Below are 12,885 nucleotides of genomic sequence, written 5' to 3' on the forward strand. Positions count from 1 at the left end.
ATCAATGACACTACAAGCCCAAATTATTGAGGAGAATGGCGAACCTAAGTTTGCAGTCCTACCTTACCAGTCGTATCAAACGTTGGCTAATGAACTCGCCGGGTTCGATTCACTCGAAGACTTCTTGGATTATGTGCATCTATTAAAAACGAAAGCCGAAAATACCCGCTGGCTTACCCGAGATCAAGTTTGGCAGGAGTTAGGCCTGAACGAATAACCTACGAATGAAACTTCATTAACTGGCTGAGACGACTCGCCTAACAACCGGCGCTATCAGCGAACGCGTGTAAAGACGAATAAATCGGTGAAGACCCAGTCGGCATCTTTTTTCTGCCCCCGCCGAATAACTAACTGATCGTTGGGTCGCCGTTCGTAAATAATACGGATGGACGTGTCATCCTTTTCAAACAGGGCGCGGTTTTTCCCGGCTTCAACGAAGATGTAGCGGTCCGATTTCTCTCTCTCCTCCTGTCCAATCAAACCGGGCTTGAAATGTTTCACCATTGCCACCGGCCCGCGTTCGGTCTGTTCAAAAGCAAAAAGTTCGTAAAGGGTGACTTTTTCATTCTTCATCATCCGAATGAATCCGACGATATTGTCACCCGCCGGTGCTGACCAAACCGCTTCAATCGGACCACCGTTGAACGTGCCCATCCAGTGACCTTCCAACAAACTCATGTCTGATAAGGTGCCAACTTTGTCCGGTACGGTTTGAGCGCAGGTGCATAGGCTGATGATTAGACAGCAAAGAGACAGAGCGCTGAGACAATAATTTTTCATGATTTGACTAATAAAGGTGTTTATGCTGACTGATTTTAACACATGCAAAAAGCCCTACGTCGATAGGGCTTTTTGCATTCTGACGGTGATCAAAACTTACCGGGCGCTGTCAGCCATCATCGTTGACGACGAATCAGTCGCCATCATTGTGGTGTCGGTCGACATCATGGCTGTCGAGTCAACACCAGCTTCTTCGGTTTTTGGTTTAGCCTGGCAGGCAGCGAAGGTTAACAGGCTGCCAACGAACAGGAATGCAAGTATTTTTTTCATCGGGTATAATTTCAGTTAATTCCTTATGCGCAAATAGTGTTAAAGTTGCTTTTCGCCCTGCTTGGGCGACCGACGCAGCTTATCATACATTCCCGTACTGCGAAACGTGAGCAACTTGTGACCAAAATAATTGGCTAAGAAGCTGAGACCCATACCGACTACGTGTGAACCTTTTTCTCGCCAGAATGGCAGTATCGTCGGAAAAAACGGGTTAGCGATCCAAGTCAGTGTGAACTTGGAGACGTAGACCTGAACCAGCAGCGCTACGAGAGCAATAATCAGAAATTTAATGGCTTCACGACCTGTATTACCCGTTTTGCCAGCCGAAAAAGCAAAGCGCTTAGTTGGCAGAAAGCTGACTACAGTTGCGGTCAGGTAGCCAAAAAAGACGCTCGTACCGAAATCAAAATAATTTCTATAAAATATCTGTGTGATAAAATTAACGGACGCGCCTAAGAGTGCCGTCAGAAAGAACGAGAAGAAACTTCTATAATCTTTACTCCTGGGCTGCCGAATACTGCTCACGTTCACAGGTTCACTGATAAGCACTGAATTTTTACCTATTTACTGTTTCACAAGCCAAAAGTACGAATACAAAACCGAAAGCGTAAGTTTCGGGAGTCGATAACTGATGGTACGGCGCTAACCGCTCGGCGTTCTTCTCAAAAAAGTCCCTGCAACAAGCCCGGTGCAAGGCCCAATCCAATGGTCACAATCGTTGCCGCCAGCAAGACATACCGGTAGAAGGGCGCTACCCGAATAGGCTCAGTAGCGCCATCGCGGAAGTACATAGCAATGATGACGCGGAAGTAATAGTAAATGCCAATTGCTGACATCAGCACGGCAACCACCAGCAGCCAGATTTGTCCTCGTTCTACAGCCGTAGAAAACATGTAGAACTTACCCCAGAAACCAGCCGTCAGCGGAATACCCGCCAACGACAGCATGGAGACTGCCATCGCAAACCCTAACAGTGGATTCTGGCGGGCAAGTCCATTGAACGAGTCGAAGCTTTCGCCTGCTGCGCCCACGCCCGCTCGGGAGATAGTCTGCGAATTGCGCTGCTGTGCCACCAGCAGCAACACCCCAAAGGCCGAGATTGTGGCAACGGAATACGCTAAAGAGTAAAAAACGATAGCCTGTTTCGTTTGCGCACCGAGGGCCGCTAAACCAATGAGCAGGTAACCGGCGTGCGAAATGCTGGAGTACGCCATCATCCGCTTGAAGCTGTTCTGGTACACTGCCGTTACATTACCCGCCACGAGCGTGATAGCCGTAATAACCGCCATAATCACCCACCAGAACTGGTACACCCCCACGAATGACACGGATAGCAACCGAAACAGAGCCGCAAAACCAGCCGTTTTCACCACGGTAGACATAAATGCGGTAAAGATTGTGGGAGCACCGTCGTACACGTCTGGCGTCCAGAAGTGGAACGGAGCCGCCGATACTTTAAACAGCAACCCAATGAGCAGCATCAGCAACCCGACATACAGCAATAAGGACAGTCCCGATTGCGGATTGACGGCATAGGCGGCAATGCCCGCCAGCGTGAACGAGCCGGTAGCCCCGTAAAGCAGCGCCATGCCGAACAACATAATGCCCGTCGTGAAGGCCCCCATCAGGAAGTATTTCAGGGCAGCTTCGTTGGAGCGCAGGTTTCGCTTGTCACTACCCGTCAGCACATACATCGCTACCGATAGAATCTCGACACCCACAAAGAGCATAATCAGGTTTTCAAATCCAACCATCATGACGGCTCCAACGAGTGAGAACATAATCAGGCCGTAGTATTCGGCGGGTTGGGCTTCGTCATCGTCAATGAAACTACCGGATAAGGCGACTACCAAAAACGCTGATCCCAGTATAATGGCGGTGAAAACCATCGTCAGGTTATCTGTACGCAGCATATCACCGAAGTACAGGTACGTTTTGTTCCAATCTAAGAAATTAGCGACGCCCGCCACCAGCAAAAACAGCAACGCAGCGGGGAGCAGGATCGCTTTCGACTTCAGGAAGCCGAGGAACAGCAGCACAATGCCAAAAACAGATAAGAGAACGATAGGGAACATAATTTGTGGTTTGTGCCGGGCGGCCGGTGCCGTTTGTAGTTTGTAGCTGGCTAACGCACGATTGCTGTCACGTCAGCCAGCTACAAACCACAAACTTCTTTGTTCACTTCATTGACACGGCCGTTGTGCCGATGTATTTCATCAGGTTGACAACGGCCGGTTCGGTTATGTCTAAGAATGTTTTTGGGTAAATGCCCATCCAGAACACCATTACTACTAATGGGATAAACACGAAACTTTCGGACAGGGTCAGGTCGGCAAACGTGCTGGTTCGCTGCGACGACGCACCGAACATGCTTTTCTGGAACATGCGAAGCATATAAACGGCTCCAAAGATGATGGTGAATCCGGCCGCTAACCCCAGGTAATGATTGTAGGTAAAGACACCGTGCAGGAGCAGAAACTCGCCGATGAAGCCGTTGGTGAGCGGCAAGGCCACACTACCAAGCAGCATAATCATGAAATATACCGTCAGCCGGGGTGTTGTGCGGGTAATACCACCGAGTTGGTCGAGCTGGTTGGTGTTCGTCCGTGAGAAAATTATATCGGCTACGAAAAACATGCCGACAACGTTAATGCCGTGGGCCAGCATTTGAATCAGGGCGCCCTGCATACCGGTTTCCGTCTGTGAGAACACGCCAGCCGCCATCAACCCCACGTGCGAAAACGACGAGTAAGCAATCAGCCGCTTCATGTCGCGCTGGCGAATAGCAATAATTGACCCGTAAACAATGCCAATAACCGACAGGATAACGACGGTTTGCCCCCACGTTTCAACGCCCAGCGGCACAATGGGTAAAATAAACCGGATCAGGCCGTACACCCCCATTTTAAGCATAATTCCGGCCAGCAGCATCGTGGCGGGCGTGGGCGATTCGACGTACGTATCCGGTTGCCACGTGTGGAAAGGAAACACGGGCATCTTGATGGCAAAAGCAATAAAAAACGCCCAGAACACCCAATTTTGGGATTCGGGCGTCAGCTTTAATCTATAGAAATCGACAATCGCTGACGAGTGAGCCGCAACTTCCGTTGGGGAAACCGCAATTGCCGGGGTCTGGTAATAGAGATACACCAGCGCAACCAGCATGAACAAACTGCCGAAGATCGTGTATACGAAAAACTTGAACGTGACCGGAATTCGATTAGCTCCGCCCCACATAGCAGCTAAGAAATAAATAGGAATCAGCGCAGCTTCAAAAAACAGGTAAAACAAAAAGCCGTCGCGGGCCGTGAACACGCCCATCAGCGTGGCCTGCATAAACAGAATTAGGGCGTAGAACGTGGCGGGCCGGTTGTAGCGCCGGTTGAACGTGGAAAGGATAATTAACGGCACCAGCAAGCCGGTCAGTAGCACCAGCAGAATACTGATACCGTCGATGCCCGCGCTGAACCGAATACCCAATGAACCAATCCACGGATAATCGAAGCCAAACTGCGAGGTGGCATCGGCCCGGAACCTGGCGAATACGCTGAGCGCAACGGTTAGTTCGATCAGGGCGGCTACCAGCGCTACCTGCTTCGTCCGTCCACCCCGGATGAACAGGAGAAGCGTAGCCGCAATGGCGGGCAGACTAATTAAACCAAGAGTAAACATGTAATAAATTGGTTGTCCAGTTGTCGACCTAATGTGAAATGAGCAACGGTCTGGTTGGAATTCACGTTTTAGAACCGAATAAAGAAGCGCAGCGCGAAAATAGCGACAATGCTAACCACCATAGCCAGCACGTAGAAACCAATCGAGCCATTTTGCAGGAGTCGCAGTTGCCCCGAACTCTTCTGCACGATCCAGGCCACGCCATTAACGATTCCATCGACGAGGCCCTCGCCAAAGCTATAGAATGCGTCACCCATCCCCCGAATTGGCCGGACGATAATCGTGTCGTAGAGTTCGTCGATGTAATATTTGTTATAGACGACCAGCTCGGGCAGCGACCGGTCGGCGGTTTCGGGAGCCGGAACCGCCCGACGGCTGATATACATGACGTAGGCCAGGCCAAGCGCCAACAGCGCAACACCCGCCGAAACGCCCATCAGCAACAGTTCCGTGCTGCTCGAAATGGCCAGTTCGCGGAAGGCATCGGGATTGGCCTGCCGGGACTGCTCATACAACGGAGCCATGAATTCAGCGAGTGCCGAATGCCCACCCAAGGCGTGGGGTAAATTGATGAGGCCGCCCAGCGCCGACAGAACAGCCAGCACAATGAGCGGCACGGTCATGGACGCGGGTGACTCATGGAGGTGATGCCGCTGCTCGTCCGTACCCCGAAACTCGCCGAAAAACGTTAGAAACAGGAGCCGAAACATATAAAATGATGTCAGGCCCGAACCCAGAACACCCAGCGCCCAGAGCACTTTACTGTGCGCAAAGACGTGCGCTAAAATCTCGTCCTTAGAAAAGAACCCCGCAAACGGTGGCAAACCCGCAATGGCCCATGTCCCGATAGCAAACGTGATAAACGTGACGGGCAGCGCTTTCCGAAGACCACCCATGTTGCGGATATCCTGCTCGTTGGACATGGCGTGAATAACGCTTCCAGCTCCCAGGAAAAGCAGGGCTTTGAAAAAGGCGTGGGTGATAACGTGAAACATACCTGCCGTGTAGGCCGTGGCTCCCAAGCCGAGGAACATATAGCCCAACTGCGACACGGTGGAGTAGGCCAGCACTTTCTTAATATCATTTTGCAACAGACCAATCGAAGCCGCCAGCAAAGCCGTGGCAATGGCAATGCCACCAACGATTTCCAGCGTCACTGGAGCCAGCGTGTAGAGGACATTTGAGCGAACGACCATGTAGATACCAGCCGTGACCATCGTAGCCGCGTGAATGAGGGCTGACACGGGCGTTGGACCAGCCATGGCGTCGGGAAGCCAGGTGTAAAGGGGAATCTGCGCCGATTTGCCCATTGCCCCCACAAAGAGCAGGATCGTAATCATGACTATTGTGCTGTCGCTCACGGGCAGGCTGGCAGCCTGCTTAAAAATGTCGACGTACTCCGTTGTCCCGAAAGTGTTGATGAGCATGAAAATGCCCAGCAGGAAGCCCAGATCGCCAATGCGGTTCATGACAAAGGCTTTGCGGGCGGCATCGTTGTAGCTCGTGTTGGTGTTCCAGAAGCCAATGAGCAGGTACGAACACAGCCCAACGCCTTCCCACCCAATGAACATGATGACGTAGTTGGACCCCATCACCAGCAGCAACATAAAGAATATGAACAGATTCAGAAATGCCATGAACTTGCCAAATCCTTCGTCGTGCTTCATGTAGCCAATGCTGTACAGGTGAATCAGCGTACCGACGCCCGTGACGACGAGCAACATAATCAGGCTCAACTGGTCGATCTGAAACGAGAAATTGATTTTTAAGTCTCCCACGCTGATCCAGTCGAACAGCGTAGCCACGAGTGGGCTGGTATTACCCGTTGCCAAAAACGCCGTGAACAGGAATATTGACGTCAGAAACGATGCCAGCACGGCCACAGTGGCAATGGTGCCAGCCAGCCCTTTCGGTAGGTGCTGGAAGCCGATGCCATTGATAAGAAACCCAATGAGCGGGAAAAGCGGAATTAATGCACAGAGTAATTCTGGTTTCATAGGTGTCTCAGCCAGCATCCTGCTGGCCTTTGTGCTTTAACTAATCAGCATCTTGCTGATTAAGACGATTACCATTTCAACTTATTAAGCAGCCCCACGTCGATGGAGCGGGTGTTGCGGTAAATCATGACAATGATAGCCAGTCCAACCGACACTTCGGCAGCGGCAACGGCCATGATGAAAAAGACGAATATCTGACCCGCCGAGTCGGAGCGGTACGATGAGAAGGCGATGAGCAACAGATTAACGGCATTTAGCATCAATTCAATCGACATGAAGATGATAATGGCATTGCGCCGGGTCAGCACACCAATGATGCCAATAACAAACAGCGCCGTGCTGAGAATCAGGTAGTACGTAAGCGGTATTTGCTGAATAACGTCCGGGATGAGAACGTCCTGCGTGGGTTGCATGTAGTGCTGATTAATACAAAGTGGTGCAAAAGTAGCGATTATTCGGATTTGGTAGAACAGCAGCCGACGCTCCAGGCAGTGACTGCCCGGCTATTTTCGCCCATTGCCGTTGCTGAACATGCGCAGCCTGATTTCGGTCAGCCGCCGTTTGGTGTCGAGGGGAAACTCTCCTTTCAGCATCCAGTCGTAGAACGAGGGTTCTTTTTTCAGCACGTCCAGCACGGGTAATCCTTTGTGTTTGCCAAAATTGAAAACCTCTTCGCCTTTATCGTTAATAATCATTCGCCCGGCGAGGTCTACATTTTTATTAGCCGTTAGCCCGTGGAGCATGTCGATGTCGTTTTGAAATACCAGATCCTGCCCACTGTCCGATTTAGCGACCACGCCCATGTACCGCTGCACCTGCGCGTTTAGCACTTCGAGCGTAGCAATCGTGTCGGCTTCGGCCCCATGAGCGCCAACGAGGTCTTTGTTGCAGTAAAATTTGTAGGCCGCCGTAAGATTACGCGGCTCCATGAGGTGAAAAATCCGTTGCGCATCGACCTGCCGACGATTTTTCATGTCAAAATCAACGTTGGCCCGCAGAAACTCTTCCACCAACAATGGTATATCGAACCGGTTGGAGTTGAAACCCGCCAAGTCGCAGCCGTCCATAAACTGCGCCAGTGTCCGGGCTATGGCCTTGAATGGGGGCGCGTCTTTTACATCGTCGTCATAAAGACCATGAATCATGCTCGACTCCAACGGAATCGGCATACCCGGATTTACTCGCTGATTTTTGGTGATTACTTCGCCATCGGGCAGTGCTTTGATAATGCAAATGTCGATGATGCGGTCTTTGGCGGTGTTAATACCGGTCGTTTCGAGGTCGAAAAAAGCGAGCGGCTTTCGGAGAACTAATTGATGCGTCATAACCAAACCGGGATTAAGCGGTCAGGCAGCAAAGGTAAACTGATTTCGCCGGAATCAGGATTACCGGATTTACTTCGAGGTGGCCATCACCATTTTGATATTCAGCTTAGCACCCGTTTGGAGCACGTCGACCAAATCCTGCACGGTTAGGGTTTTAGCGAAGCGTACAACGACCGTCGGCTCGGCAATGCCCGCCATAATGGTTTTAAGCTCTGTTTCTAAATTGGCCGAATCGACGGGCCGTTTGTCGATAAAATATTGTTTGCTTTCATCGACCGACAGCGTCACCTGCTTCTTGCTCAACTGCTGCGAGGCAGCAGCTTTGGGCAGCATCAGTTTAATGACGTTCGGGTTAGCCACCGTGGAAATAATGAGGAAGAACAACAGCAGGAAAAACATGATGTCATTCAGCGAAGAGGTCGCTACTTCGGCGGCAAACTTTTGCTTTCTTTTGAGTTTCATGGGAATAGTCGTTAGCAGTCAGTCGTTGGTCGTTAGTCGCTCTGCCGTTATCTAACTAAGCGAAGCACTGTTGACTAACGACTATTGACTATCGACTTTTATCGCATCCGGGCCGTTTCGGCGGTGGGTTTCTGAAGGACTTCGATGAACTCGAACGCGTTCATTTCGAGTGATAGCGTAAACCGCTCAATCATCATGTTCAGCAGATGGTAGCCCGTGTAGGCGATTACACCCACGATTAGCCCGGCCCCGGACGTAATCATTTTTTCGTACAAACCACCGGCAATAATGCCGACGCTGATGTTGTCGGACAACGAGATGTCGTAGAAAATTCGGATGATACCGGAGATCGTTCCGATAAAACCGAGCATAGGCGCAATACCGGCGATGATGCCCAGATAGCCCATGTTCCGTTCCAGACGCGATAGTTCGATCTGCCCAACCGTTTCAATGGTGCTTTCAATATCTTTCATGGGCGACCCAATCCGGCCAATCGCCTTCTCGAAGACGCGGCCCATGGCGGTACGCTGATTTTTAGCGAATGACTCCGCCGACTTAATATTTCCCTGTGCCACCATGTCGCGGATGTTATCGACAAAATTAGCATCCGCTTTGGTTTGGGAACGAATAACGAAGAATCGCTCGAAGATCAGGTACAGTGCCGAGAAGAAAAGAAACGCAATTGGGACCATTACCCAGCCGCCCTTAGCCACCAGATCGAACAATTGCAAACTTTGGGGTTGAGCAGCCGCCGAAGAGGCCGACAGTGATGCGGCCGAGGTGTCAACGGCCGGAACCTGAAGCAGGAGCATACAAATCGGGTAAGTGGATGAAATCAAACGGAACAACCGGTTTGGAAACAAACGTGCTGGTTTCGTCGGATATTGTTATCAAAGATAATGAAGCCCGCCTTTATCGAAAGAGAAACTTAGGCAAATTGCTTTACTATGCCCGCAATTTCCTCAGGCCGGTAAGCGCGGGCCTGCCAGCGTTCGAGCCGGGGATTCATGAGCCGAAACCATACCGGTGGGATATAGCTAATCAAAATCATGAGCGCGTAGCCAAACGGCAACTGCGGAGCTTCGTCGAAGTGGCGCAGAACCTGGTACGGCCGGGATGCGTAGGCGTGGTGATCGGAGTGGCGCTGGAGTTGGAACAAAACCAGGTTGCTGACTAACTGACTGGCGTTCCAGGAATGCAATGGATTGACGCGTTCATAGCGTCCTACAGCCGTTTCCCGGCGCACAATGCCGTAATGCTCGATGTAATTAACCGATTCGAGCAGCAAAATTGCAATTAGACTTTGGCAAAAGAAAAACACGGGCACGATCCATGTCACGTAGCCCGCCCAAGCGCTGAACCCGGCGGTCAGGACCACGCAGAAGAGTACGGGCAAAATCGCAAACCACAGCATCTCGTTGCGCCAGTTCCAAACGAAATGTCCTTCTTTGGCCAGTAACCGGGTCGAGATTCGCCACGCACTGCGGTAACTGCCGACGAGTGTTTGCGCCCAAAATGCGTACAATGTTTGATTTTTGTGCGACGTAGCCGGGTCCTGCGGGGTAGCCACGTGGACGTGATGCCCCCGGTTGTGTTCGATGATAAAGTGCCCGTAACAGACCGACAGCAGAGCCGCCTTGGCGTGAAGCTGCGCAATCGGACTGCTTCGATGCCCCAGTTCGTGCGCCACATTGATGATACCCCCACCAGCAATACCAATACTATAGATCAGCCCAGCCTGCTGCCAGATAGTCAGACCACCCGACAGCAACACGTAGCATCCCCAACCAATAAGCGCGTAGTGCAGGTACACAAACGAATAAATCACCGCGTCGAAATACCGGTCATTGATAACCTCGTCGTACGTATCGCGGCTAACGTTGGTGCGGTCATTTCCCGACATCAGGTCCAGCAACGGGATAACGACGTAGGTGTAAATGATGCCAGCAAACGTCCAGGTTGGGCCGAACAGATAATACGTACCAACAATCACCGCCAGCAGCGTGTATGACCACAGAAAGGCAAACTTCTTGAACGGGTTCATAGCAGTTTGTAGCTAAGGTTTGACTAAAATCTTGCCCCACCGCCCCGGCCGGTTCGCGTGTTCAACGGCTTCGGCAATTTGATCGAGCGAATAGGACGCTTCGACGGGTAACTGAATTTTACCCGAAGATAACAGGCTGATTACGTTTTGCGCTACCGACTCCCGCGTCTGACTATCGACCCGGCGCATCCAGTCGGTGAGCCAGAATCCTTTAATCGTTAGCTCGCGGAAGATCATCAGCCCGGCGTTGATGGCCGGGTCCTGCATACTCATTAGCCCGTACAGGAACAGCGTACCACCTTTAGCCAGACACTTAACGGCCTCGGTAGCCGTATGCCCACCAACCGCGTCGAGTACGCAGGCAGCGCCTTTGCCACCTGTAATTTCGTGTACGCGGGTAGCCATGTTTTCCGTTTCGGTATTAATAATTTCAGTCAGGCCGAGCGTTTTGAGTTCGCCGTTCAGATCATCATGCCGAACCGTACCGATGGTGTTGATACCCCGCATCTGGCACAACTGAATGACCATCTTGCCAAACGCCGACCCGGCCGCCGTCAGCATAAGCCAGCCGCCTTCGGCCACACCCGAATCCTGCACCATCGCATAGGCCGTGAAGGGATTGACAAACAATTGAGCGGCTACCTCATCGGGTATGGCGTCGGGTACGGGAATCAGGCTGCGCTGATGGGCAATGGCGTACTCCGACCAGGTGCCAACGCTGGTGAAACTCACCCGCATCCCGGTTTGCATCTGAACGCCATTGCCGAGCGCATCCACCACGCCTACGCCTTCAAAACCCGCCCCCGACGGCAACTGGGGCCGGATGCCGTATAAATTCTGCACGAACATAATGTCCGACGGGTTGATGGGCGCGGCAATGACCTTCACACGCACCTCGTTCGGACCCGGTTCGGGCATTGGCACGTCGGTGGATTTGAGGATATCGGCGGGTTTGCCAGGCCGTTCAAACAGGATGCTTTTCATAGACTAATCAAGCAGGTTGCGAGGTATCAAACACGCATTTTACAAACCGCAATGGTTTACCCGTTGCGACTGCGTCAAAAATATGGCTTAATTCGCACAAACTATTCCTAAACCCTGAACCAGTCAGAAGAAGTCGTAAGTCGTAGCTGTCGCAAGTAGTTGCTTGCAGTGGCTGCTTACCACTATATGACTCTTAGTGACTTACGACTAATCTTATGCAAACCTCCCCTTTCCTCGGTGAATTAATTGGAACAATGGTCTTGCTGTTGCTGGGCAATGGCGTAGTAGCTAATGTGGTGCTGAAGCAGACAAAGGGCGAATCGGGCGGCTGGATTGTGATTACGGCGGGCTGGGCGTTTGCCGTGATGATGGGCGTCTTCGTGTCGAAAGCGTTTGGAAGCATTGACGCCCACCTCAATCCGGCCGTGACCGTGGCCTTCGCTGTCGCTCAAAACGATTTCAGCCACGTTATTCCGTACATCACGGCGCAGATGATCGGCGGTTTTCTGGGCGCTACGCTCGTCTGGCTGCATTATGCCCCTCACTGGGCCGCCACGCCCGACCCGGCCGACAAGCTGGCGTGTTTTGCTACCGGCCCGGCCATTCGCAACTACGGGGCCAACGTATTGAGCGAGACGCTGGCAACAATTGTGCTGATTTTGGGGCTGGCGGGTATCTCATCCAAAAACCTCGGCGAACTGGCCATTGGCGTCGGGCCGTATTTAGTGGGAATGCTGGTTTGGAGTATTGGCTTATCGCTCGGCGGCACGACGGGCTACAGCATCAACCCCGCCCGCGACCTTAGCCCACGTCTGGCTCATGCGCTGCTGCCTATTCCGGGCAAAGGCTCGTCGGACTGGGGTTATTCGTGGGTGCCCGTGGTGGGGCCGCTCATTGGTGGGGTGCTGGGCGGTCTGCTGATTCGGTGGTATACGCTGTAGCGTTTCGTGCATTTATGCGCTCCATCATCTCATGGTATCGTTCGATCAATGGGTCAACTTCCTGTTCAATTCGTTCAATCAGTTTATCCAAAAATGGTTCAGCGGCCTTACGAGCTATCCGTTGATCTTCTTCCGAGAGATGGTCGTAATAATCCTGCCTTACCTTCCTGATGGCCGTCTTTTCCTCCTGCGATTGAGCTTGCTCCATCTGGAGGTAAAAAGCAGTGATCTGTGCGTGTACTGAATTCATAAATTGTCGTTTTGATTTAGTTGCTCATTGACATTCCCAAGGGCGTCTCTGAACATAATAGCTTTCTTGAATTCTCATTTCCAGCGCATATCTCCTTTCTTTCCCTTTTGTATTACTCTTGAGCGAATCGTTTCCGCCAAGAAACTACAAAAGTCAGCCG

At 51.8% G+C, this 12,885-nt stretch carries 15 protein-coding genes; 2 read left to right on the forward strand and 13 right to left on the reverse strand.

The window, feature by feature from the left end:
* The first annotated feature begins 4 nt into the window (after window positions 1–4).
* A complete protein-coding gene (locus ACYVHB_RS23605) occupies window positions 5–217 on the forward strand; it encodes a prevent-host-death family protein (protein ID WP_461054267.1) in 213 nt (70 codons plus the stop codon).
* Window positions 218–273: 56 nt separating this feature from the next.
* On the opposite strand, the gene ACYVHB_RS23610 is transcribed toward ACYVHB_RS23605, so the two are convergent.
* From ACYVHB_RS23610 to ACYVHB_RS23665, 12 genes are all read right to left on the reverse strand, one after another.
* The gene (locus tag ACYVHB_RS23610; RefSeq protein WP_461054268.1) at window positions 274–780 is read right to left on the reverse strand and encodes a DUF6265 family protein; all 507 of its coding nucleotides are present in this window, start codon (window positions 778–780) and stop codon (window positions 274–276) included.
* A 96-nt stretch (window positions 781–876) separates the two neighbouring features.
* Complete coding sequence (locus ACYVHB_RS23615) at window positions 877–1,050, reverse strand: hypothetical protein (protein ID WP_461054269.1); 174 nt, start codon at window positions 1,048–1,050, stop codon at window positions 877–879.
* Window positions 1,051–1,089: 39 nt separating this feature from the next.
* Complete coding sequence (locus ACYVHB_RS23620; protein WP_461054270.1) at window positions 1,090–1,581, reverse strand: GtrA family protein; 492 nt, start codon at window positions 1,579–1,581, stop codon at window positions 1,090–1,092.
* 131 nt (window positions 1,582–1,712) lie between these two features.
* Window positions 1,713–3,125, reverse strand: coding sequence for an NADH-quinone oxidoreductase subunit N (locus ACYVHB_RS23625; RefSeq protein ID WP_461054271.1), 1,413 nt, complete (start codon window positions 3,123–3,125; stop codon window positions 1,713–1,715).
* Window positions 3,126–3,228: 103 nt separating this feature from the next.
* Complete coding sequence (locus ACYVHB_RS23630) at window positions 3,229–4,722, reverse strand: complex I subunit 4 family protein (protein ID WP_461054272.1); 1,494 nt, start codon at window positions 4,720–4,722, stop codon at window positions 3,229–3,231.
* A 68-nt stretch (window positions 4,723–4,790) separates the two neighbouring features.
* Window positions 4,791–6,719 carry an NADH-quinone oxidoreductase subunit L gene (nuoL, locus tag ACYVHB_RS23635; protein WP_461054273.1) on the reverse strand — a complete coding sequence of 643 codons (1,929 nt, stop codon included), beginning with the start codon at window positions 6,717–6,719 and terminating at the stop codon, window positions 4,791–4,793.
* A 68-nt stretch (window positions 6,720–6,787) separates the two neighbouring features.
* Window positions 6,788–7,132, reverse strand: a complete 345-nt coding sequence (gene nuoK / locus ACYVHB_RS23640; protein WP_461054274.1) for an NADH-quinone oxidoreductase subunit NuoK — start codon at window positions 7,130–7,132, stop codon at window positions 6,788–6,790.
* Window positions 7,133–7,222: 90 nt separating this feature from the next.
* Entirely contained in the window at window positions 7,223–8,044 is an 822-nt protein-coding gene (locus ACYVHB_RS23645; protein WP_461054275.1) for an exonuclease domain-containing protein, read from the reverse strand.
* Between the two features lie 69 nt (window positions 8,045–8,113).
* Window positions 8,114–8,506 (reverse strand): ExbD/TolR family protein, encoded by a 393-nt coding sequence (locus ACYVHB_RS23650; RefSeq protein WP_461054276.1) that lies wholly within the window; start codon window positions 8,504–8,506, stop codon window positions 8,114–8,116.
* 98 nt (window positions 8,507–8,604) lie between these two features.
* A complete protein-coding gene (locus tag ACYVHB_RS23655; protein WP_461054277.1) occupies window positions 8,605–9,318 on the reverse strand; it encodes a MotA/TolQ/ExbB proton channel family protein in 714 nt (237 codons plus the stop codon).
* Between the two features lie 116 nt (window positions 9,319–9,434).
* Window positions 9,435–10,550, reverse strand: a complete 1,116-nt coding sequence (locus ACYVHB_RS23660; RefSeq protein ID WP_461054278.1) for an alkane 1-monooxygenase — start codon at window positions 10,548–10,550, stop codon at window positions 9,435–9,437.
* A gap of 12 nt (window positions 10,551–10,562) precedes the next feature.
* Window positions 10,563–11,534 (reverse strand): zinc-dependent alcohol dehydrogenase family protein, encoded by a 972-nt coding sequence (locus ACYVHB_RS23665; RefSeq protein WP_461054279.1) that lies wholly within the window; start codon window positions 11,532–11,534, stop codon window positions 10,563–10,565.
* Window positions 11,535–11,749: 215 nt separating this feature from the next.
* Between ACYVHB_RS23665 and ACYVHB_RS23670 the strand changes: the two genes are divergently transcribed.
* Window positions 11,750–12,475, forward strand: a complete 726-nt coding sequence (locus tag ACYVHB_RS23670) for an MIP/aquaporin family protein (protein ID WP_461054280.1) — start codon at window positions 11,750–11,752, stop codon at window positions 12,473–12,475.
* On the opposite strand, the gene ACYVHB_RS23675 is transcribed toward ACYVHB_RS23670, so the two are convergent.
* Window positions 12,426–12,725 (reverse strand): hypothetical protein, encoded by a 300-nt coding sequence (locus ACYVHB_RS23675; RefSeq protein ID WP_461054281.1) that lies wholly within the window; start codon window positions 12,723–12,725, stop codon window positions 12,426–12,428. The two genes, ACYVHB_RS23670 and ACYVHB_RS23675, sit on opposite strands and share 50 nt — an antisense overlap.
* Window positions 12,726–12,885 lie beyond the last annotated feature (160 nt).

The organism is Spirosoma arcticum, from assembly GCF_054779955.1.

Bases quoted from the DNA above. Each gene is read 5' to 3' on its own strand.
- ACYVHB_RS23605 (WP_461054267.1), top strand. From the start codon at position 5: ATGACACTACAAGCCCAAATTATTGAGGAGAATGGCGAACCTAAGTTT.
- ACYVHB_RS23610 (WP_461054268.1), bottom strand. From the start codon at position 780: ATGAAAAATTATTGTCTCAGCGCTCTGTCTCTTTGCTGTCTAATCATC.
- ACYVHB_RS23615 (WP_461054269.1), bottom strand. From the start codon at position 1,050: ATGAAAAAAATACTTGCATTCCTGTTCGTTGGCAGCCTGTTAACCTTC.
- ACYVHB_RS23625 (WP_461054271.1), bottom strand. From the start codon at position 3,125: ATGTTCCCTATCGTTCTCTTATCTGTTTTTGGCATTGTGCTGCTGTTC.
- ACYVHB_RS23630 (WP_461054272.1), bottom strand. From the start codon at position 4,722: ATGTTTACTCTTGGTTTAATTAGTCTGCCCGCCATTGCGGCTACGCTT.
- nuoL (WP_461054273.1), bottom strand. From the start codon at position 6,719: ATGAAACCAGAATTACTCTGTGCATTAATTCCGCTTTTCCCGCTCATT.
- nuoK (WP_461054274.1), bottom strand. From the start codon at position 7,132: ATGCAACCCACGCAGGACGTTCTCATCCCGGACGTTATTCAGCAAATA.
- ACYVHB_RS23645 (WP_461054275.1), bottom strand. From the start codon at position 8,044: ATGACGCATCAATTAGTTCTCCGAAAGCCGCTCGCTTTTTTCGACCTC.
- ACYVHB_RS23650 (WP_461054276.1), bottom strand. From the start codon at position 8,506: ATGAAACTCAAAAGAAAGCAAAAGTTTGCCGCCGAAGTAGCGACCTCT.
- ACYVHB_RS23655 (WP_461054277.1), bottom strand. From the start codon at position 9,318: ATGCTCCTGCTTCAGGTTCCGGCCGTTGACACCTCGGCCGCATCACTG.
- ACYVHB_RS23660 (WP_461054278.1), bottom strand. From the start codon at position 10,550: ATGAACCCGTTCAAGAAGTTTGCCTTTCTGTGGTCATACACGCTGCTG.
- ACYVHB_RS23665 (WP_461054279.1), bottom strand. From the start codon at position 11,534: ATGAAAAGCATCCTGTTTGAACGGCCTGGCAAACCCGCCGATATCCTC.
- ACYVHB_RS23670 (WP_461054280.1), top strand. From the start codon at position 11,750: ATGCAAACCTCCCCTTTCCTCGGTGAATTAATTGGAACAATGGTCTTG.
- ACYVHB_RS23675 (WP_461054281.1), bottom strand. From the start codon at position 12,725: ATGAATTCAGTACACGCACAGATCACTGCTTTTTACCTCCAGATGGAG.